We start from the raw sequence: 21,806 nt of genomic DNA, 5'->3' as shown, positions 1-21,806 counted from the left end.
GACCTCCGCGCCCGGTGACCTCGCCCTACCGCGCCGTGCTCGGCGCGGCGTTCGACGACCTGCATCCACGGCTGCAGGCGTACTTCGACGCCATCCCTTCCGGCTCGGCAGGGCGAGGCGCCGGCGTGTTCGACACGGTCGGCACGCCGAGACGCTGGCTGTGGCCCGTGCTCGCGCTCTTCGCGCGTTCCCGGGTGCTGTTCCCGGTCTGGCAGCGCAACGTTCCGTTCACAGTGACCAATCGTCCGATCGTCCGGCCCGACGGATCGCCGGCGGTCGCGGCGGAACGTGCGTTCGCGTTCCCGGGGCGCTCGGCGGTCATGGTGGACGAGATCGGCGTCGCCGACTTCGGCGGCGCTAGCGGCCACCTCGTCGACCGGCTCGGCGACCCGGTCCGCGCCGAGGCGCGGTTCCGGGCGAGCGTCCGCGACGGAGCTCTCCGTCTCCGCTCGACGCGGGTCCACGTCGTCCTCGCGGGTCGGCGCATTCCCATCCCGTGGCCCATCGCTCCCGTCGTGGTGCTGATCGAGCGGTGGGATGAGCAGGCCGAGCGTCAGCGCGTCTCCATCACCGTGACACTGCCGGCCATCGGCAGGATCTATCAGTACGGCGGACTGTTCCGGTACGACGTGGCACCCGAGGGGGAGCAGCAGCAGTGAGTGAGCGCATCGTCATCGCGGGGGCGTCCGGTTTCATCGGCCGCTACCTGGCTCAGCACTACCGGGAGACCGGCTCCGACGTGGTCCTCGTCGGCCGGGACGGCCCGCAGGTGCGCTGGGACGACACAGCCGGGCTCCGCGCAGCCGTGAGCGGCGCGGCGGCCGTGATCAACCTCGCGGGCAAGAGCGTGAACTGCCGCTACGGCGACGCCAACCGGGCTGAGATCTTCCGGTCGCGTCTCGCCACCACCCGAGCGCTGCGGGAGGCGATCGCGACGAGCGACGCGCCGCCGCCGGCCTGGTTCAACGCCTCCACCGCGACGATCTACCGGCATGCGGAGGACCGGCCGATGACGGAGTCCACCGGCCAGCTGGGCACCGGCTTCTCCGTCGAGGTCGCGAAAGCCTGGGAGCGCGAGCTCTTCGACGGCGATCTTCCCGCCACGCGGCGCGTCGCGCTCCGCATGGCCATCGTCCTGGGCGACGGAAGCGCGCTCGGCCCTCTGGTCGCGCTGGCGCGCTTCGGGCTGGGCGGTCCGCAGGTCGACGGGCGCTGGTTCGCCACGGCCGCCCGGCGCAACGCCGGCACGTTCCACGAGTTCCGCGCCCGCGGCGGCCGCCAGCGCTTCAGCTGGGTGCACATCGCCGACGTCCTCGGCGCGATCGAGTTCCTTCGCGCGCATCCCGAACTCGACGGACCCGTCAACGTCTCCTCGCCCCATCCGACCGACAACCGCACGCTCATGGCGACGCTGCGCCGGCTGCTCGGCGCACGGGCCGGCCTCCCGGCCTACCGGTGGATGCTCGAACTGGGCTCCGTCGCGATCCGCACCGAGACCGAACTCGTGCTGAAGAGCCGCTGGGTGGTGCCCGAGCGCCTTCTCGGCGCGGGCTACGTGTTCGCCTACCCGGAACTGGAGCCGGCGCTGCGCGACATCCTCGCCGACCGCAGGTTGCTGCACGCCTCCGCAGCCCGGTAGACTAGAACGTCACTTGTGTGACACCTCTATCCGCCTGCCGTTCGCGGAACATCCAGAAACAACGACGCGACCGGCCTGATTCCTGTCCATAACGGAGCACCCACTACATGACAACCGCAACGACCGACAAGGCACCCAAGCAGGTCGCCGTCAACGACATCGGATCTGCTGAGGACTTTCTTGCCGCGGTCGAAAAGACGCTGAAGTTCTTCAACGACGGAGACCTGATCGAAGGCACCGTCGTCAAGATCGACCGCGACGAGGTCCTCCTCGACGTCGGTTACAAGACCGAGGGCGTCATCCCCTCGCGCGAACTCTCCATCAAGCACGACGTCGACCCCACCGAGGTCGTCGAGGTCGGCGACACCGTCGAGGCTCTCGTTCTCCAGAAGGAGGACAAGGAGGGTCGCCTCATCCTGTCCAAGAAGCGTGCGCAGTACGAGCGCGCCTGGGGCGATGTGGAGAAGATCAAGGAGGCCGACGGCGTCGTCACCGGTACGGTGATCGAGGTCGTCAAGGGCGGCCTGATCGTCGACATCGGCCTGCGCGGCTTCCTGCCCGCGTCGCTCATCGAGCTGCGCCGCGTCCGCGACCTCACCCCGTACCTGGGCCAGGAGATCGAGGCCAAGATCCTCGAGCTCGACAAGAACCGCAACAACGTGGTGCTCTCGCGCCGCGCGCTGCTGGAGCAGACCCAGTCGGAGTCCCGCACCACGTTCCTCAACAACCTGCACAAGGGCCAGGTCCGCAAGGGCGTCGTCTCGTCGATCGTCAACTTCGGTGCGTTCGTCGACCTCGGCGGCGTCGACGGTCTCGTCCACGTGTCGGAGCTCTCCTGGAAGCACATCGAGCACGCCTCCGAGGTCGTCGAGGTGGGCCAGGAGGTCACCGTCGAGATCCTCGAGGTCGACCTCGACCGCGAGCGCGTCTCCCTGTCGCTCAAGGCGACGCAGGAGGACCCGTGGCAGGTCTTCGCCCGCACCCACGCGATCGGTCAGGTCGCGCCGGGCAAGGTCACCAAGCTCGTCCCGTTCGGTGCGTTCGTCCGCGTCGCGGACGGCATCGAGGGCCTCGTGCACATCTCGGAGCTGTCCGGCAAGCATGTCGAGCTGGCCGAGCAGGTCGTCTCGGTGGGCGACGAGGTGTTCGTCAAGGTCATCGACATCGACCTGGAGCGCCGCCGCATCTCGCTGTCGCTCAAGCAGGCGAACGAGGGCGTCGACCCGGAGGGCACCGAGTTCGACCCGGCGCTCTACGGCATGGTCACCGAGTACGACGAGCAGGGCAACTACAAGTACCCGGAGGGCTTCGACCCGGAGACCAACGAGTGGAAGGAAGGCTTCGAGGCGCAGCGCGACGAGTGGGAGCAGCAGTACGCTGCGGCCCAGGCGCGCTGGGAGGCGCACAAGCGCCAGGTCGCCAAGGGCCTCGAGGAGGCTGCCGCCGACAGCGGTTCGTCCTCGTACTCTTCCGACACCGGCGCCGGCGGAACGCTCGCCGACGACGAGTCGCTCGCGGCTCTGCGCGAGAAGCTCAGCTCCAACTCCTGAGCATCCTCTCTCAGAAGCGGCCGGTCCTTCGGGGCCGGCCGCTTCGGCGTTCCGGGAAGAGCGGCAGGAGCGGGAGGAGTGGCACGAGCGGGCACGACGGCGACTGCGGCGGTTCGCGACGACGGCGGCCCGGCGCGCAGCCGCAGACGTGACGCGGCACCGCAGTCGCTCCCGCGGGCGACGGCGACGCCCGGGGGTGCGGATAGGCTGGGCGCGTGCAGCTGATCGGACTCACCGGGGGGATCGCCTCCGGCAAATCGACCATCGCCTCCCGTCTCGCATCGCACGGCGCCGTCGTCGTCGACGCCGACCGCATCGCGCGCGAAGTGGTCGAGCCCGGCACACCTGCGCTGGCGGAGATCGCACGCCGGTTCGGCGACTCCGTGATCGCCGCGGACGGCAGCCTCGACCGTCCGGCGCTCGGCGCGATCGTGTTCGGCGACCCCGCCGCACTCCAGGACCTGAACGCGATCACCCACCCCGCCGTCCTCACGGCGTCGACCGCGCGCTTCCAGGCCGCCGCCGAGGCGGACCCGGAGGCGATCGTCGTCTACGACGTCCCGCTCCTGGTCGAGTCGGCGAACGAGTACCCGTTCGACCGCATCGTGGTCGCGCACGCCGACGCCGCGACGCGCATCCACCGCCTCGTGACCCTGCGCGGGATGGACGAGGCGGAGGCGGAGCGCCGCATCCGCTCGCAGGCATCCGACGCCGAACGGCTCGCGGTCGCCGACGCCGTGATCGACACCGGCGGCACGCTGGAGCACACACTGGCGCAGGTGGACGCGCTCTGGGAGCAGCTGCGCGGCCCCGCACGGTGACGCCCGTTCCGCTGTGAGCGAGAGCCGGCAGAAGTGTCGGTGGTCCTTCCTAGACTGGTCTCATGCTCCCCACACGCTCCGTCCGTCCGTTCGAGGTCGTCAGCGAGTACAGCCCGAGCGGTGACCAGCCGCAGGCGATCGCCGAACTCGCCGGGCGCATCAACGCCGGCGAGACGGATGTGGTGCTGCTCGGAGCCACGGGTACCGGGAAGTCGGCGACCACCGCCTGGCTGATCGAGCAGGTGCAGCGCCCGACGCTGGTGCTGGCCCACAACAAGACCCTGGCGGCACAGCTGGCCAACGAGTTCCGCGAGCTGCTGCCCAACAACGCCGTCGAGTACTTCGTCTCGTACTACGACTACTACCAGCCCGAGGCGTATGTGCCGCAGACGGACACCTTCATCGAGAAGGACAGCTCGATCAATGCCGAGGTCGAGCGCCTCCGTCACTCGACCACGAACTCGCTGCTCAGCCGGCGCGACGTGGTCGTCGTGTCGACCGTGTCCTGCATCTACGGCCTCGGTGCCGCGGAGGAGTACCTGGAGGCCATGGTCGCGCTCCAGGTGGGCCAGAACGTGGGGCGCGATGCGCTGATCCGCCGCTTCGTCAACATGCAGTACGAGCGCAACGACGTGGACTTCTCGCGCGGCAAGTTCCGCGTGCGCGGCGACACGATCGAGATCATCCCGGTCTACGAGGAGCACGCGATCCGGATCGAGCTGTTCGGCGACGAGATCGAGGCGCTCTACTCGCTGCACCCGCTGACGGGCAACGTGATCTCGAAGATGGATGCGGTGTCGGTCTTCCCGGCGACGCACTACGCTGCGAGCCCGGCCACCATGCAGCGCGCGATCGGCACCATCCAGGAGGAGCTCCACGAGCGTCTGCAGGAGCTGGAGCGCGAGGGCAAGCTGCTCGAAGCGCAGCGGCTGCGGATGCGCACCCAGTTCGACTTGGAGATGATGGAGCAGATCGGCTTCTGCTCCGGCATCGAGAACTATTCGCGCCACATCGACGGCCGCGCGCCGGGAGAGGCGCCGCACTGCCTGCTCGACTACTTCCCGGACGATTTCCTCGTGGTGATCGACGAGTCGCACGTGACCGTCCCGCAGATCGGCGCCATGTACGAGGGCGACGCGTCGCGCAAGCGCACGCTGGTGGAGCACGGTTTCCGCCTCCCGAGCGCGCTCGACAACCGACCGCTCAAGTGGAACGAGTTCAAGGATCGCGTCGGCCAGACCGTCTACCTCTCCGCGACGCCCGGCAAGTACGAGATGGGCATCGCCGACGGCGTGGTGGAGCAGATCATCCGCCCGACCGGCCTGATCGATCCGGAGATCGTCGTCAAGCCGACGAAGGGGCAGATCGACGACCTGCTCGAGGAGATCCGGCTGCGGGTGGAGCGCGACGAGCGCGTGCTCGTCACCACGCTGACCAAGAAGATGGCGGAGGAGCTCACCGACTTCCTGGCGGAGGCGGGCGTCCGGGTGCGCTACCTGCACTCCGACGTCGATACGCTGCGCCGGGTCGAGCTCCTCACCGAGTTGCGGGCCGGTGTCTACGACGTCCTCGTCGGCATCAACCTGCTGCGCGAGGGACTCGACCTCCCGGAGGTGTCGCTGGTCGCCATCCTCGACGCCGACAAGGAGGGCTTCCTCCGTTCGTCGACCTCGCTCGTGCAGACCATCGGCCGTGCCGCACGAAACGTCTCCGGCCAGGTCCACATGTACGCCGACGTGCTCACCGACTCCATGAAGAGCGCGATCGAAGAGACCGAGCGTCGCCGCGAGAAGCAGATCGAGTACAACCGTGTCAACGGCATCGACCCGCAGCCCCTGCGGAAGCGCATCGCCGACATCACGGACGTGCTCGCGCGCGAGGAGGCCGACACGGCGCGCATGCTGGCCGGCCGGGAGCAGAAGCGCAAGAGTCCGACGCCCAACCTGCGCAACGGCGGCATCGCCGCACAGGGCGCCGCAGAGCTCGAGGGGCTGATCGCCGACCTCAACCAGCAGATGCTGGCGGCCGCCGGTGAGCTGAAGTTCGAGCTCGCCGCGCGACTGCGCGACGAGCTCTCCGACCTGAAGCGCGACCTCCGCCAGATGGAGAAGGCCGGCCACCTGGGCTGAGCGCCCGTTCGGATAGCGTGCACCTCGCGGCGCCGGCCGCACGCGGCCACGCGGCGCATCCCTTCTCGCTGAGGTGCACGTTGTTGTGTACCCGAGCGGCGTGTCGACCACAACGACGTGCACCTCGGCGGCCGCCGTGATGGCCGCCCGTCAGGAGCTGGCGCCGGGCACTTCCTCGGATTCGTACGACCGGTGCCGAGCGCGCGCTACGGTGGCAGGGTGGCTTCGACGGGGACGGGACAGCGGCGGTGGACCCTCGCCGTGTGCGCCGTGCTGGTCGGGGTCGCCGTGGTGGCCGTCGCGTTCCAGGGGGTTCCCGCCTTCACCGGGCCGCGGGTGCTCCTTCCGCCGGGACCGGTGGTGACAGACCGGCCGGAGCAGAACCTCACCGGGACACCCGAACCGCAGCGGCCCCAGCAGCAGCTGCGCATCGACCTCTCCTGGCTGCTGGTCGCCCTGATCGTGCTCGCTGTGATCGTGGCGCTGGCCCTCCTGTGGCGGTACCGCCGGCGAAGCCGCCCGGCGCCCGAACTACCCTCGCTGTCCGGGCTGGCCGAGACGGAGCCGTCGGCGCCCGCGCCCGAGCCCACGGCCGAACCGGAGCCCGAGCACGTCCGTCGCGGCCTCGACCGCGCGAGTGCCGAGCTGGCTGCGCCGCGCGAGCCCCGCGACGCCATCGAACGCGCCTGGCTGGGACTGGAGGAGGGCGCCGCCGACTCGGGCGTCCAGCGCCTGCCCGCCGAGACGCCCGCCGAGTTCGCCTCCCGGGTCGTCGCACGGGTGGCGGCCGATCGGGACGCGGCCCAGCGGTTCCTCGGACTCTACGTCCGCGCCCGGTTCAGTACGGCACCGGTGACCGAGGCCGACGTGCTCGCAGCCCGGGAGGCGGTCGAGGCGCTCCGCGCATCCTGGAGCACCACCTCCCCGGGCACCACGGCGGGGAAGCTCCGTTGAGCGCGCGTAGCGGCGGAGGGCGGGTGAGGCCGACCCGGCGCCGCCTTCCACCGCGCATGCTCCGCCGCCTGATCCTGTCCACCGTCCTCGGCATCGCGCTCGGCGCCGCCGCCTGGTATCTCGGCATGGATGCGCCGCACGCCATCGGCCTGGGCGCCTCCGCGTTCGCCCTGTGCGCCTGCCTCTCCGCGCTCGGCGAGGCCGCCGACGTGGTCTGGGCCGTCCCGGCCCCCGAGCCTCGACCCGGCGCCCGACGGGACCTGGTGCAGCTGGGCTGGTCCCTCGGCTCCCGTGGTGGCCGCGCGTCACCGGAGGGTGTGCGCCGGGTGCGCTCCATCGCCGAGCGTGCGCTGTCCCTCCAGGGCCTCGACCTCGAGGACCGCACCGCGGACGAGCGGCTCGAGGGTCTGCTCGGCGCCGACGGCCTCCGGCTGCTGCGACGGGGACCGGGGTCACACCCCCGCGCACCACCGAGGTGGCAGCGGTGCTCGCTCGCCTGGAGGCGCTGGCCGCCTCCACCGACCAGCCGACCGCCGAGCCGCCGCACGCCGCCCCACTGTCCGCCGCCCCACTGTCCGCCGCCCCGCCGAACGCCGACCCGTCGAACCCCCACCCGCGCGGCGCCTCCACGACACCCGCACCCACCCACAAGGAGCCGCACCGTGCCCGCTGACCCGAGCATCCCCGACCCGAACTCCACCCCGCCCGCCGACGCGGCCCGTGTCGCGGCTCTCCCCGTCCCCGAGGTGGCCCGGCTCGGCTCCGACGTCCTCGAGCGGGTGTCCACGGTGGTGGTGGGGATGCGCGACCCGCTCAGGATCGCCTTCGCGACCATCCTCGCGGGCGGGCATGTGCTCTTCGAGGACGTCCCGGGCCTCGGCAAGACGCTCGCCGCGCGCAGCATCGCCGCCGCTGTCGGCCTCGACTTCCGCCGGCTGCAATGCACCCCCGACCTGCTGCCGTCCGACATCACCGGCTCGTTCGTCTACGTGCCGCGCACCGCGGAGTTCGAGTTCCGCCCGGGTCCCGTCTTCACGGGTCTGTTCCTCGCCGACGAGATCAACCGCACCTCGCCGAAGACGCAGTCCGCCCTGCTGGAGGCGATGGCGGAGGGCCAGGTCTCGGTGGAGGGCCGCAGCTTCCCCCTCCCGACGCCCTTCCACGTGGTGGCGACGGCCAACCCGATCGAGTCGGAGGGCACGTACGCACTGCCGGAGGCGCAGCTCGACCGGTTCATGGTCCGGCTCAGCGTCGGCTACCCCGACGAGGCGGGCGAGTCGCGCGTCCTGCTGGCGCGCGTCGCGCGGCGGCACGAGGTGGCGACGGTGGACCCGGTGATCGACGCGGCCACGCTGTCCGGGATGCAGGCCGGGGTGGAGGCGGTGGATGTGGACCCGGACATCGCCGACTATTGCGTCCGGCTCGCCGCCGCGACCCGCCGCCACCGCTCGGTGGAGGTCGGCGCGTCCCCCCGCGGCTCGCAGGGCCTCCTTCTCGTCGCCCGCGCCCTGGCCGTGCTCGACGGCCGGGACTTCGTGCTCCCGGACGATGTGAAGGCCGTTGCCGTGCCCGTCCTCGCGCACCGGCTCACGCTGACGGTCCAGGCGTGGACCAGCGGCGTGGGCGCGGAGCAGGTGGTCATCGAGGTCGTCAACAGCGTGGCCGGACCGCCCGCGGTGGGCGCCGCGCAACGTGCGGAGGCGGCGCGCGGATGACCGGCACCCGGGAGCCGCGCCGATGACCGACCGCGGCCCGACGCGTGGCACCACCCGGACGACGACCGGATGGACGCTGAGCCCCGCCCTCGCCGGTGCCGTGATCGTCGGCGTGCTTGCTGTCGTGGCGTCGTTCGTCATGTCCCGCGTCGAGCCCGCTCTGGTGGGCGCCCCGCTGCTGCTGACCGCCGCTCTCGGCTGGGACCGGCGCCCGTCGCCGTCCGCGAAGGGACAACCGGGCGAGGTGGCCGTGAGCGCTGACATCACGGTCGACGACGCGGCGGGCCGCGTCCCCGGCGCCGGCGACCCCGGCGCCGGTCCCGGTCGCCCCATCCTCGAGGCCGCCGCTCCCGCCGCTCCTGCCGCCGCCCCGCCGCAGGCGACCCTCCGCATCCACACGGACGCCACCCAACGCCCCGACGCCCTGCAGCTCCGCCTCTCGCTGGGCGGGACCGCGCCGGTGGATGCGATCGTCACCCCGTCCGCCGCCGCCGACGCCTCGGGCACGGTGCCGCTCGTGCACTCCGGCCCGCAGCGGCTGGGCGCCGTGGGCGTCCGCGCGATCGGCCCCGACGCCGCGTGGGTGAGCGACCCGGGGGAGGAGGCGGCGGTCGAGCGGGTGATCCGCCCGCGGCGCGCCCCCGTCCGGGCATTGCCGCTGCCCGCCCGACTGCTCGGCCTGACCGGTCAGCACATCTCGACCCGGCCCGGGGACGGCGGCGAATTCCGCGATATCGACCTCTTCCATCCGGGCGACCGGCTCCGCCGCATCGACTGGCGGGCGACCGCGCGCGCCGGCCGCGACGGCGACCTGTACGTGCGCCGGACGACCGCCACCTCCGACGCTGCCGTCCATCTCGTGGTCGACGCCCGCGACGACCTGACGGGTGTGGTCGCGGACTGGTCGCGCGCCTATCCGCGGCCCGCCGTCTCGTCGCTCGACCTGGCCCGCGAGGCGGCCGCGTCGCTGGCCGCGGCGTACGCCGCGGCCGGCGACCGGGTCGGCTTCGACGACCTGGGGGAGTCGGGACGCGTGCTCCCGCCGCGCGCGGGCGTCCGGCACCGGGAGCGGGTGCTGCGCGCCATCGACCTGACCCGGCCGACCGGCACGGCGTTCCAGCGCGTCCGATCGCCCCGGCTGTCGCCGGGCTCGCTGGTCTACGTCCTGTCGACGTTCCTCGACGACCAGCCGTCGACGCTGGCCCTGACCTGGCGTGCGGCCGGGCACCGGGTGATCGCGGTGGATGTGCTCCCGGCCCGCGATCCGGGCGACCTGACCCCGCGTGATGTGCTGGCGCTGCGGACCCTCGAGCTCGAGCGCCGGCTGCGGCTCGACCAGCTGCAGGGCGGCGGCGTCGAGCTGCTGCGCTGGCAGGACCCGGCGGCGCGCGAGGCGGGCCTCAGCGCGCTGACCGCGGGACGGCGGCGCCGATGAGCGCAGCACGCGACCACGACGCTCTGTCGGGCACCGTCCCCGGCTGGTCGCTGCGCGCCCTGTTCGCGGCCGTCGGGCTGGTGCTCGTCCTGGTCGGGGTGCCGGGCGGGCCCTGGACCGCGATCGCCGCGCTGCTCATCGGCGTCGCGGTGTGGCGTCCGCGCTGGCTGACGGCGTGGGTGGTCATCGGGGTGCTGATGCTCTCCGCACTGGTGGAGCCGGGGACGTTCACCCCGCGGCTGCTCGGCCTCATCGCGGGCGTGCACGCCCTGCACCTCGTCGCCGCCTGGATGCTCGTCGTGGCGCCCGCCGCCCGGCTGCAGCCCGCCGTGCTGCTGCCGTCCCTGAGACGGTTCGTCCTCGTCCAGCTCCCGGTGCAGGCGGCGGCGGTGCTGCTCCTGCTGCCGGGCGCCCGAGCGTCCATCCCCGCTCTGGCGATCCTCTCCGGGATCGCGCTGGCGGGACTGGTCGGGATGTTCGTCCCGCCGCTCCTCCGGCGTCCGCGGAGGACGGACCAGCGATGAATGTCGGAGGTCGCGCTTAGACTCCGGCGTGCGGGGAGAGCCGCACCCGGGCAGGTTAGAATCGAACAGACGTTCGATGGCTCGGGCGTGGTGCGCGGTGGGCGAACAGCCCCCGGAATCCCAGCATGGATGGCGGAGAATAGAGCGAGTGAGCAGCGGGCGAGTGAACAGCGAACGAGTCGGGGACGACCGCACCAGGGGCGAGGTGGGATCCATCAGCAGAGTGACGACGGGCTCGCACCTCAGCGTGCGCGGAGCGCGGGTGCACAACCTGCACAACGTCGACTTGGAGATCCCGCGCGACTCCATGGTCGTCTTCACCGGACTCTCGGGGTCGGGCAAGTCGTCGCTGGCGTTCGACACGATCTTCGCGGAGGGCCAGCGCCGCTATGTCGAGTCGTTGTCCGCCTACGCACGGCAGTTCCTCGGCCAGGTCGACCGGCCGGACGTCGACTTCATCGAGGGCCTCAGCCCCGCGGTGTCGATCGACCAGAAGTCCACGAACCGCAACCCGCGGTCGACGGTCGGGACGATCACCGAGATCTACGACTACATGCGTCTGCTCTGGGCGCGCATCGGCGTGCCGCACTGCCCGATCTGCGGCGAGCGCATCCAGCGCCAGACCGTCCAGCAGATCGCGGACCAGCTCATGGAGCTCGAGCCGGGCACGCGCTACATGGTCGTCAGCCCTGTGGTGTCGCAGAAGAAGGGCGAGTTCGTCGACCTCTTCAAGGAGCTCGCCGCGAGCGGCTACTCGCGTGCGCTGGTCGACGGCGAGCAGGTGCAGCTCTCCGACCCGCCGACGCTGAAGAAGCAGTACAAGCACGACATCTCGGTCGTGGTCGACCGGCTCGTGGCCGGCCCCGACATCCTGGGCCGCCTCACCGATTCGCTCGAGACCGCGCTCCGGCTCACCGACGGTCTCGTGCAGGTCAACTACGTCGACCGCGAGGGCTCCGCCGCGTGGCAGAATTTCAGCGAGAAGCTGTCGTGCCCGAACGGCCACCCGATCCAGCTCACTGAGATCGAGCCGCGGACGTTCTCCTTCAACGCGCCGTTCGGCGCCTGCCCCGAGTGCTCGGGTCTCGGCACGCGCATGTCGGTGGATGAGGAGCTGCTGCTCGGCGACGACGAGCTCAGCATCGCCGAGGGCGTCATCGTGCCGTGGACCACGCAGGGCAAGGGCCTCTTCAACTATTACGAGAAGCTGCTCGACGGCCTCGCCCGCGACCTGAAGTTCTCGCTCAAGACGCCGTGGAAGAAGCTCCCGGCCGACGTCCGCGACGCGGTGCTGCACGGCGACAACTTCGAAGTCAAGGTGCGGTGGAAGAACCGCTACGGCCGCGAGATGTCGTACACCTCAGGCTTCGAGGGCGTCGTGCCCTACATCGAGCGCCAGTACCTGCAGGCCGAGACCGACACGCAGCGCGCCCGCTGGGCGGAGTACCTGCGCGAGGTGCCCTGTCCGGTCTGCGGCGGCAAGCGCCTCAAGCCCGAGGTGCTCGCGGTCCTCGTGCACGGCAAGAGCATCGCCGACGCGTCCCTGCTCAGTCTGAGCGACGCCCGCAACTTCATGGAGAAGCTGCACCTCACCGAGCGCGAGCAGAAGATCGGCGCGCAGGTGCTGCGCGAGATCAAGATCCGCCTCGACTTCCTCATCCAGGTGGGCCTGAGCTACCTCGACCTGGCACGTGCGGCGGGAACGCTCTCCGGTGGAGAGGCCCAGCGCATCCGGCTGGCGACTCAGATCGGCTCCGGGCTCACGGGCGTGCTCTACGTGCTCGACGAGCCGAGCATCGGTCTGCACCAGCGCGACAACCGCCGTCTCATCGACACGCTGGTCGCCCTGCGCGACCTCGGCAACACCCTGATCGTCGTCGAGCACGACGAGGACACCATCCGGACCGCGGACTGGATCGTCGACATCGGCCCGGGCGCCGGCGTCAACGGCGGCCACGTGGTCCACTCGGGCTCGTACGACGACCTGCTCAACAACACCGACTCGCTGACCGGCGACTACCTCGCCGGCCGCCGCGAGATCGCGATCCCGGCGAAACGCCGCAAGATCGACAAGAAGCGGATGATCCGGGTCGTGGACGCGGAGGCCAACAACCTGAAGAAGGTGACGGTCGACTTCCCGCTCGGCGCGTTCGTGGCGGTCACCGGCGTCTCCGGCTCCGGCAAGTCGTCGCTGGTCAACGACATCCTGTACCGGGTGATGGCCAACAAGCTCAACGGCGCGAGGAAGGTGCCGGGCAAGCACCGCTCGGTGACCGGGCTCGAGAACCTCGACAAGGTCGTGCACGTCGACCAGGCGCCGATCGGCCGCACCCCGCGGTCCAACCCGGCCACCTACACGGGCGTCTTCGACCGCATCCGGACCCTGTTCGCCGAGACGCCGGAGGCGAAGACCCGCGGCTACCAGCCCGGCCGGTTCAGCTTCAACGTCAAGGGCGGCCGCTGCGAGGCCTGCTCGGGCGACGGCACGATCAAGATCGAGATGAACTTCCTGCCCGACGTCTACGTCGCGTGCGAGGTGTGCGGGGGAGCGCGGTACAACCGCGACACCCTCTCCGTGCACTACAAAGGCAAGAACATCGCCGAGGTGCTCGACATGCCGATCAGTGAGGCCGCCGAGTTCTTCAAGCCCATCTCGGCCATCCACCGCTACCTGCAAACGCTCGTCGACGTCGGCCTGGGCTATGTCCGCCTCGGCCAGAGCGCGACCACGCTGTCCGGCGGCGAGGCGCAGCGCGTCAAGCTGGCCACCGAGCTGCAGCGCCGCTCCAACGGCCGCAGCGTGTACGTACTCGACGAGCCGACCACGGGCCTCCACTTCGAGGACGTGCGCAAGCTGCTGCTGGTGCTGAACGGCCTCCTCGACAAGGGCAACACCGTCGTCGTCATCGAGCACAACCTCGACGTGATCAAGTCGGCCGACTGGATCATCGACATGGGCCCCGAGGGCGGCGCGGGCGGCGGCGAGGTCATCGCGACCGGCACGCCGGAGCAGGTGGCCGAGGCGCCGGGCAGCCACACGGGCTTCTTCCTGAAGGAGATCCTGCAGGGCGAGTCGGCGCGGGGCGCCGCGTAGCACCGTGGCAGACACCGTCAGCTACCGGCCGAAGGCCGGCGAGATCCCGACCCAGCCGGGGGTGTACCGGTTCCGCGACAAGAACCGGCGCGTGCTCTACGTGGGCAAGGCGAAGAACCTGCGGGCGCGGCTGAGCAACTATTTCCAGCCGCTCCGCAGCCTCCACGAGCGCACCCGCCGCATGGTCACCACGGCGTCCAGCGTCGAGTGGACGGTCGTCGGCACCGAGTACGAGGCGCTCCAGCTCGAGTACACCTGGATCAAGGAGTTCAACCCGCCCTTCAACGTCAAGTTCCGCGACGACAAGACTTACCCGTATCTCGCCGTCACACTGGGCGACAGGGTCCCGCGGGTGATGATCACGCGCAACCGCAACATCAAGGATGCGCGCTACTTCGGGCCGTACACCAAGGTCTGGGCCATCCGCGAGACGGTCGACCTGATGCTCAAGGCGTTCCCGATGCGCAGCTGCTCGGACGGCGTCTACCGCCGTGCCGAGCAGACGGGCCGGCCGTGCCTGCTCGGCGACATCGGCAAGTGCGCGGCGCCGTGCGTCGGCCGCATCACCCCGGAGGACCACAAGTCGCTGGCCATCGACTTCGCCTCCTTCATGGCCGGCAACGACAGCGGCTACCTGCGCGACCTGACCGACAAGATGAAGCGGGCCGCGAGCACGATGGACTACGAGGCCGCCGCCCGGCACCGGGACGCCATCCAGGCGCTGGAGGGCGTGCTCGGAAAGAGCGCGGTCGTGCTCACCGAGAGCGTGGACGCGGACGTGTTCGGGATCGCCCACGACGAGCTCGCCGCGGCGGTCACCCAGTTCATCGTCCGCGGCGGCCGCGTGCGCGGTGTCCGCAGCTGGGTGGTCGACAAGGAGCTCGACGTCGGCCTGGGCGAGCTGGTCGAGACGGTCGTGCAGAACGCGTACGACGGGCCGGACGCGCCGCCCCGCGAGATCCTCGTCCCCGAGCTGCCGGAGGACACGGCCGAGCTGGAGCAGTGGCTCACCCAGCGCCGTCGCGAGACGCCCGACCCGTCCGCGCCCCGCGGGCGGCTGACCGGCCGCGTCGAGCTGCGCACCGCGCAGCGCGGCGAGAAGGCGGCCCTGGCGCAGACCGTCGAGATGAACGCGAAGAACGCCCTCGTGCTCTACAAGACCCGGCGCAGCTCCGACTTCGTGGCCCGCTCGCAAGCGCTCAACGACATCCAGGACGCCCTCGGCATGGCCGACGCCCCGCTCCGGATGGAGTGCTACGACGTCTCGCACCTGAGCGGCACGAACATCGTCGCCTCCATGGTGGTCTTCGAGGACGGGCTGCCGCGGAAGGACCAGTACCGGCGCTTCAGCATCCCCGAGTCGACCGACGACACGGAGTCGATCTACCAGGTGATCTCGCGCCGCCTCGCGTATCTCAAGGAGACGCCGGCGGCCGCCGACGGGTCGGCCGACACCGCCCTCGACGAGGAGACCGCGCTCGACGCCGAGGGTGCGGCGGGCGCCGACGAGGTGGTGGACGCCGCCGAGCGCCGTCGTCGCAAGTTCTCGTACCCGCCCAACCTGCTCATCGTCGACGGAGGCCAGCCGCAGGTCGCGGCGGCCAAGCGCGCACTCGACGAGTCGGGCGTGACCGGCATCCAGCTGGCCGGGATCGCGAAGCGGCTGGAGGAGATCTGGCTGCCCGACTCCGACTTCCCGGTCATCCTGCCGCGAAACAGCGATGCGCTGTTCCTCATCCAGCGCCTGCGCGACGAGGCGCACCGTTTCGCGATCACCTACCAGCGGGCACGTCGCAAGCGCGACATCGGGACGGTGCTGGGGGAGATCCCCGGGCTCGGCCCGTCGCGGGTGAAGGAGCTGCTGAAGCACTTCGGCTCGGTCGCCCAGCTCCGGAAGGCGACACCCGAGCAGATCGCGGAGGTCCGCGGGGTGGGCCCGCGGCTGGCGGCCGCCGTGTACGAGCGATTGACCGACTCTGCGCGCAGCGACGATCAGGCGGCGGAGGCGCAACCGGAAGGCGGGCGGGAGGCCGGCGTCAGTCGCTAGGCTGGGTGCACACAGGAGCAGCGGAGGAGACCGGTCGATGGCCACCGACGGCGACACAGTCGCAAGCGCCGAGCAGCAGGAAGTGCTCATCGTCACCGGGATGTCGGGCGCCGGGCGCTCGACCGTCGCGAATGCGCTGGAGGACCTCGACTGGTACGTCGTGGACAACCTCCCGCCGCAGATGCTGCGCCCGCTGATCGAACTCGCCAACCGGGCGGAGTCCGGGCTGCCGCGCATCGCGGCGGTGGTCGACGTGCGCGGGCGCAACTTCTTCGTCGACCTGCGCGAGATGATCCAGAGCCTGCGCGAGGGCACGAAGGTGCGTGTGCTGTTCCTGGAGGCGTCCGACGCCGTGCTGGTGCGCCGCTTCGAGCAGGTGCGCCGCCCGCATCCGCTGCAGGGCGACGGCACGATCCTGGACGGCATCTCGGCCGAGCGGACGCGGCTCCGCGAGATCCGCGAGGCGAGCGACATCATCGTCGACACCTCCGACCTCAACATCCACCAGCTGGCGACGAACATCACCGACACCTTCGCCGCCGAGGACGCGGCCGACGTGCAGGTGACGGTGATGAGCTTCGGATTCAAGTACGGCCTGCCCGCCGACGCCGACCTCGTCGCCGACGCCCGGTTCCTCCCGAACCCGTTCTGGAATCCCGAACTGCGGCCGCACACGGGCCTCGAAGAGGTCGTCCGCGACTACGTGCTGACCCGCGACGGCGCCGAGGAGTTCATCTCGGGCTACGTCTCCGCGCTGCGCCCGATCATGGCGGGCTACCAGCGCGAGAACAAACGGCACGCGCTGATCGCGATAGGCTGCACTGGCGGAAAACACCGGTCCGTCGCGATTGCGGAAGAGCTCGCGGCACGGTTGCGCAGTTTCCCCGGTCTCGCGGTGAACACCAAACACCGAGACCTCGGCCGTGAATGATCCCGGCCCATCCATCCACGGCACCATCCCCGCCTTGAGACAGTAAGGAATCCGATTGGCTCTCACCTCCGACGTCAAGGACGAGCTCACGAAGGTCGAGGTCAGCAAGACCACGGTCCGCGCTGCAGAACTGGCCACCATCCTCCGGTTCTCGGGCGGACTCCACCTGATCGGCGGCCGGATCGCGGTGGAGAGCGAGCTGGACACGCCCGAGCTCGCCCGCCGGGTGCGCAAAGACCTGGCCGAGCTCTACGGGGTCCGCAGCGAAGTGTCGGTGATCTCCGCGTCCGGGGTCCGCCGCGCCAGCCAGTACCTCGTGCGCGTGCTCGACGGCGGCGAGACGCTCGCGCGCCAGACCGGGCTGCTGGATGCGCGCCGCCGGCCCATCCGCGGCCTCCCGAACCGGCTGACCACGGGCTCCCGGGACGAGCTCGCCGCCGTGTGGCGCGGCGCGTTCCTCGCGAACGGCTCGCTGACGGACCCCGGCCGCTCCGCCGCGCTCGAAGTGACCTGCCCGGGCAACGAGGCCGCCATGGCGCTCGTCGGCGCCGCCGGCCGCCTCGGCATCGCGGCGAAGGCCCGCGAGGTGCGCGGCGTGCACCGCGTGGTCATCCGCGACGGCGAGGCGATCAGCGCGATGCTCGTCGCCATGGGCGCCGCCCAGACGGTCGCGAACTGGGAGGAGCTGCGGCAGCGCCGCGAGGTCCGTGCCAACGCCAACCGGCTCGTGAACTTCGACGACGCCAACCTGCGCCGCTCCGCGCAGGCCGCCGTCGCCGCGTGCGCCCGGGTCGAGCGGGCCCTCGAGATCCTCGGCCCGGAGGTGCCCGAGCACCTGCGCTACGCGGGCGAGCTGCGCCTCTCCCACCGCGACGCCAGCCTCGACGAGCTCGGCCACCACGCCGACCCGCCGATGACCAAGGACGCGGTCGCCGGCCGCATCCGCCGTCTGCTGGCCATGGCCGACAAGCGCGCGAGCGACCTGGGCATCCCCGGCACGGAAGCGAGCCTCCCGGCCGATCTCGACGAGGTGTAACTTCGGGAGGGGACTTGGGGCCGCCGGAAGCATCCGCGGGCCGCTCGGGTTGCTGTAAACGACTCGACGAGTCGCTCGAATCACAACAACAGTGGAGATGAGTAATGGCTGACTACACGCTGCCGGACCTTCCGTACGACTACTCGGCCCTCGAGCCGAACATCAGCGGCCGGATCATGGAGCTGCACCACGACAAGCACCACAAGACGTACGTGGACGGTGCCAACACGGCAATCGCGAAGCTCGCGGAGGCCCGTGACGCCGACGACCTGACCTACGTCAACAAGCTCCAGAAAGACCTGGCGTTCAACCTCGCCGGCCACGTCAACCACACCGTGTTCTGGAACAACCTCTCCCCGGACGGCGGCGACAAGCCGGTCGGCGAGCTGGCCGCTGCGATCGACGAGTTCTTCGGCTCGTTCGACAAGTTCCGCGCGCACTTCACGGCGTCGGCGCTCGGCATCCAGGGCTCCGGATGGTCGATCCTCGCATGGGACTCGCTGGGCCAGAAGCTCATCATCGAGCAGCTGTACGACCACCAGGGCAACCTCGCGGCAGCCACCGTCCCGCTGCTCATGCTCGACATGTGGGAGCACGCCTTCTACCTCGACTACGTCAACGTGAAGGCCGACTACGTCAAGGCGTTCTGGAACATCACCAACTGGTCCGACGTCAATGACCGCTTCCTCCGCGCGCGCGAGAAGACCGCGGGTCTGCTGCTACTGTCGTAACCAGGCCGGCGTCCCGGGAGGATGCCTCCCGGGACGCCGTCGTCCGCAACAACCACCCACCACAGTGCGCCGTGCGGCGCCCATCGAGTAACTGGAGACATCTGTGTCCGTAAAGATCGGAATCAACGGGTTCGGTCGCATTGGTCGGAACTACCTGCGCGCGGCCCTCGCCAAGGGCAGCGACCTCGAGGTCGTCGCTGTGAACGACCTCACCGACAACAAGACGCTGGCGCACCTGCTGAAGTACGACTCCATCACGGGCCGGCTGGACGCCACCGTGGAGCTCGACGGCGACAACATCGTCGTCAACGGCAACCCGATCAAGGTCCTCGCCGAGCGCGACCCGGCCAACCTCGGGTGGGGCGACCTGGGCGTCGACATCGTCATCGAGTCGACCGGCCGCTTCACCAAGGCCGACGACGCGCGCAAGCACATCGAGGCCGGCGCCAAGAAGGTCATCATCTCGGCACCCGCCACCGGCGAGGACGCCACCTTCGTCATGGGCGTGAACGAGCACCTGTACGACCCGGCGTCGCACAACATCATCTCCAACGCGTCCTGCACCACGAACTGCCTGGCGCCGCTCGCCAAGGTCTTCAACGACGAATTCGGCATCGAGCGCGGCCTCATGACCACGGTCCACGCGTACACCGCCGACCAGAACCTGCAGGACGGCCCGCACTCCGACCTGCGCCGCGCCCGCGCCGCCGCGATCAACATCGTCCCGACCTCGACCGGCGCCGCGAAGGCCATCGGCCTGGTGCTCCCGGAGCTGAAGGGCAAGCTCGACGGCTTCGCGCTCCGCGTCCCGGTCCCCACCGGCTCCATCACGGACCTGACAGTCACGGCTTCGCGCCCGGTCACGGTCGACGAGGTGAAGGCCGCCTACAAGAAGGCCGCCGAGGGTCCGCTGAAGGGCATCCTGAAGTACACCGAGGACGAGATCGTCTCCAGCGACATCGTCTCCGACCCGCACTCCTCGATCTTCGACTCCGGTCTGCTGCGTGTCATCGGCGACCAGGTCAAGCTGTCGAGCTGGTACGACAACGAGTGGGGCTACTCCAACCGTCTGGTCGACCTGACCGAGTACGTGGCCGAGCGCCTCTAAGCACGGGGAACCGACGTGACGCTCCGCACACTCGACGCACTCGGTTCGCTCGCCGGCAAGCGGGTCGTCGTCCGCTGCGATCTCAACGTGCCCCTGGAGGGCTCGAAGATCACGGACGACGGCCGCGTGCGAGCGTCGATTCCCACCCTCAACGCCCTGATCAACCAGGGCGCCAAGGTGGTCGTCATCTCCCACCTGGGCCGCCCCGACGGCGCGCCCGACGCGAAATACAGCCTGGCGCCGGTGGCCCAGCGGCTCTCCGAGCTGCTGGGCCAGCCGGTGACCTTCGCCCAGGACACGGTCGGCGGCGGTGCGCAGTCGGCCGTCGACGGGTTGAAGAACGGCGACGTCGCCCTGCTCGAGAACCTCCGGTTCAACCCGGGGGAGACCTCGAAGGATGAGGGGGTGCGCCGTGCCTTCGCCGAGAAGCTGGCCGCTTTCGGCGACGCCTTCGTCTCGGACGGTTTCGGTGTCGTGCACCGCAAGCAGGCGAGCGTCTACGAGCTCGCCCAGCTACTGCCGAGCGCGGCCGGGACGCTGATCCAGGCCGAGCTCGAGGTGCTCGACCGGCTGACCGAGAACCCGGAGCGGCCGTACGCGGTCGTCCTCGGCGGCTCGAAGGTCTCCGACAAGCTCGGCGTGATCGGCCATCTGCTGCCGAAGGTGAACTCGCTGCTGATCGGCGGCGGGATGCTGTTCACCTTCCTCGCGGCCAAGGGCCTCGCCGTCGGCTCGAGCCTCCTCGAAGCCGACCAGATCGAGACCGTGAAGGGCTACCTGGCGAAGGCGGAGGAGCTCGGCGTCGAGCTCGTGCTTCCGCGCGACGTCGTCGTGGCCTCGAAGTTCGGCGCCGACGCGGAGCACGTGGTGCGCCCGGTCGACGCGATCGAGGACACCGACTGGGGCGAGAAGGGCCTGGGGCTCGACATCGGCCCGGAGACCGCGGAGCTGTTCTCCGAGTACGTGCGCGGCGCCAAGACGGTGTTCTGGAACGGCCCGATGGGCGTGTTCGAGCTCGCACCGTTCGCTGCGGGCACCAAGGCGGTCGCCCAGGCGCTCACCGAGGTCGACGGCCTGAGCGTCGTCGGCGGCGGCGACTCGGCCGCGGCCGTGCGTGCGCTCGGCTTCCGCGACGACCAGTTCGGTCACATCTCGACGGGCGGAGGCGCGAGCCTCGAGTTCCTCGAAGGCAAGCGACTCCCCGGACTGGAGGTCCTCGGATGGCAGCAGTGAGCCCCACGGTGCGGCGCGTCCCGCTCATCGCCGGCAACTGGAAGATGAACCTCGACCACCTCCAGGCGATCGCCTTCGTGCAGAAGCTGGCGTGGACGCTGAAGGACGCGAACCACGACTTCTCCGCGGTGGAGGTGGCGGTCTTCCCGCCGTTCACCGACCTGCGCAGCGTGCAGACGCTGATCTCGGCCGACAAGCTGCCGCTGGCCTTCGGCGGCCAGGATGTGTCGGAGTACGAGTCCGGCGCCTACACCGGCGAGATCTCGGCCGCCTTCCTGGAGGCGCTCGAGACACGGTACGTGATCATCGGCCACTCCGAGCGGCGCACGCTGCACGGCGAGACCGACGAGCAGGTCGCCGGCAAGGTGGCGGCAGCGGTGAAGCACAACATCGCGCCGATCATCTGCGTGGGCGAGACGGCGGAAGACCTCGAGGTGCACGGCGCGAGCGCCGTCCCGGTGGCTCAGCTCCGTGCTGCGCTGGCGCGGGTGGACTCCGCGGCCGACATCGTGGTCGCGTACGAGCCGGTCTGGGCCATCGGCTCCGGCCAGGCCGCCACGCCCGAGCAGGCGGAGCAGGTCGCCGCGGCGCTGCGCGGTGTGATCGCCGAGGTGCTCGGCCAGGACGTCGCGGCCAAGACGCGCATCCTGTACGGCGGATCGGTGAAATCCGGCAACATCGCGGGCTTCATGCGCGAGCCGAACGTCGATGGAGCACTGGTGGGCGGCGCCAGCCTCGACGTGAACGAGTTCGCGGCCATCGTCCGGTATCAGAAGCACGTCGGTCTCTGACCGGCGCCGCAGGTTATACTGAACGTTGGCTTTCCCCGGGCTCGGCCCGGTCGCTTCCCGAAAGGTTC

17 protein-coding genes are annotated in these 21,806 nt (G+C 70.5%); all 17 read left to right on the top strand.

Annotation, left to right across the window (positions count from 1 at the left end; all coding sequences use genetic code 11):
• Positions 1-14: 14 nt before the first annotated feature.
• The 17 genes from ACR9Y5_RS10625 to tpiA all read left to right on the top strand — a co-directional run bounded on the left by ACR9Y5_RS10625 (position 15) and on the right by tpiA (position 21,738).
• Positions 15-659, top strand: coding sequence for a DUF4166 domain-containing protein (locus ACR9Y5_RS10625; protein WP_481297926.1), 645 nt, complete (start codon positions 15-17; stop codon positions 657-659).
• Complete coding sequence (locus tag ACR9Y5_RS10620; protein WP_481297925.1) at positions 656-1,639, top strand: epimerase; 984 nt, start codon at positions 656-658, stop codon at positions 1,637-1,639. The genes ACR9Y5_RS10625 and ACR9Y5_RS10620 overlap by 4 nt, the downstream gene beginning before the upstream one ends.
• A gap of 107 nt (positions 1,640-1,746) precedes the next feature.
• Positions 1,747-3,189, top strand: a complete 1,443-nt coding sequence (gene rpsA, locus ACR9Y5_RS10615; RefSeq protein ID WP_481297924.1) for a 30S ribosomal protein S1 — start codon at positions 1,747-1,749, stop codon at positions 3,187-3,189.
• A gap of 215 nt (positions 3,190-3,404) precedes the next feature.
• The gene (gene coaE, locus ACR9Y5_RS10610) at positions 3,405-4,010 is read left to right on the top strand and encodes a dephospho-CoA kinase (RefSeq protein ID WP_481297923.1); all 606 of its coding nucleotides are present in this window, start codon (positions 3,405-3,407) and stop codon (positions 4,008-4,010) included.
• A 62-nt stretch (positions 4,011-4,072) separates the two neighbouring features.
• Entirely contained in the window at positions 4,073-6,139 is a 2,067-nt protein-coding gene (gene uvrB, locus ACR9Y5_RS10605) for an excinuclease ABC subunit UvrB (protein ID WP_481297922.1), read from the top strand.
• Between the two features lie 219 nt (positions 6,140-6,358).
• On the top strand, positions 6,359-7,093 hold the full coding sequence (locus ACR9Y5_RS10600) for a DUF4129 domain-containing protein (RefSeq protein WP_481297921.1): 735 nt from the start codon (positions 6,359-6,361) through the stop codon (positions 7,091-7,093).
• 680 nt (positions 7,094-7,773) lie between these two features.
• On the top strand, positions 7,774-8,808 hold the full coding sequence (locus ACR9Y5_RS10595) for an AAA family ATPase (RefSeq protein ID WP_481299554.1): 1,035 nt from the start codon (positions 7,774-7,776) through the stop codon (positions 8,806-8,808).
• A 22-nt stretch (positions 8,809-8,830) separates the two neighbouring features.
• Entirely contained in the window at positions 8,831-10,243 is a 1,413-nt protein-coding gene (locus ACR9Y5_RS10590) for a DUF58 domain-containing protein (protein ID WP_481297920.1), read from the top strand.
• Entirely contained in the window at positions 10,240-10,767 is a 528-nt protein-coding gene (locus ACR9Y5_RS10585; RefSeq protein WP_481297919.1) for a hypothetical protein, read from the top strand. The genes ACR9Y5_RS10590 and ACR9Y5_RS10585 overlap by 4 nt, the downstream gene beginning before the upstream one ends.
• A 76-nt stretch (positions 10,768-10,843) precedes the next feature.
• Complete coding sequence (gene uvrA / locus ACR9Y5_RS10580) at positions 10,844-13,861, top strand: excinuclease ABC subunit UvrA (RefSeq protein ID WP_481297918.1); 3,018 nt, start codon at positions 10,844-10,846, stop codon at positions 13,859-13,861.
• A gap of 4 nt (positions 13,862-13,865) precedes the next feature.
• The gene (gene uvrC / locus ACR9Y5_RS10575) at positions 13,866-15,908 is read left to right on the top strand and encodes an excinuclease ABC subunit UvrC (protein ID WP_481297917.1); all 2,043 of its coding nucleotides are present in this window, start codon (positions 13,866-13,868) and stop codon (positions 15,906-15,908) included.
• 37 nt (positions 15,909-15,945) lie between these two features.
• On the top strand, positions 15,946-16,839 hold the full coding sequence (gene rapZ, locus ACR9Y5_RS10570) for an RNase adapter RapZ (protein ID WP_481297916.1): 894 nt from the start codon (positions 15,946-15,948) through the stop codon (positions 16,837-16,839).
• A 55-nt stretch (positions 16,840-16,894) separates the two neighbouring features.
• Positions 16,895-17,875, top strand: a complete 981-nt coding sequence (whiA, locus tag ACR9Y5_RS10565; RefSeq protein WP_481297915.1) for a DNA-binding protein WhiA — start codon at positions 16,895-16,897, stop codon at positions 17,873-17,875.
• Positions 17,876-17,979: 104 nt separating this feature from the next.
• Complete coding sequence (locus ACR9Y5_RS10560; protein WP_431221343.1) at positions 17,980-18,606, top strand: superoxide dismutase; 627 nt, start codon at positions 17,980-17,982, stop codon at positions 18,604-18,606.
• A 103-nt stretch (positions 18,607-18,709) separates the two neighbouring features.
• On the top strand, positions 18,710-19,714 hold the full coding sequence (gap, locus tag ACR9Y5_RS10555) for a type I glyceraldehyde-3-phosphate dehydrogenase (RefSeq protein WP_309859882.1): 1,005 nt from the start codon (positions 18,710-18,712) through the stop codon (positions 19,712-19,714).
• Between the two features lie 15 nt (positions 19,715-19,729).
• Positions 19,730-20,947 carry a phosphoglycerate kinase gene (locus ACR9Y5_RS10550; protein ID WP_481297914.1) on the top strand — a complete coding sequence of 406 codons (1,218 nt, stop codon included), beginning with the start codon at positions 19,730-19,732 and terminating at the stop codon, positions 20,945-20,947.
• Entirely contained in the window at positions 20,935-21,738 is an 804-nt protein-coding gene (gene tpiA / locus ACR9Y5_RS10545) for a triose-phosphate isomerase (RefSeq protein ID WP_481297913.1), read from the top strand. The genes ACR9Y5_RS10550 and tpiA overlap by 13 nt, the downstream gene beginning before the upstream one ends.
• Positions 21,739-21,806 lie beyond the last annotated feature (68 nt).

The organism is Leifsonia sp. KNZ13-11D, assembly GCF_056754895.1.
The sequence above is the reverse complement of the archived record's forward strand: the minus strand, read 5'-3'. Positions and strand labels throughout refer to the sequence as shown.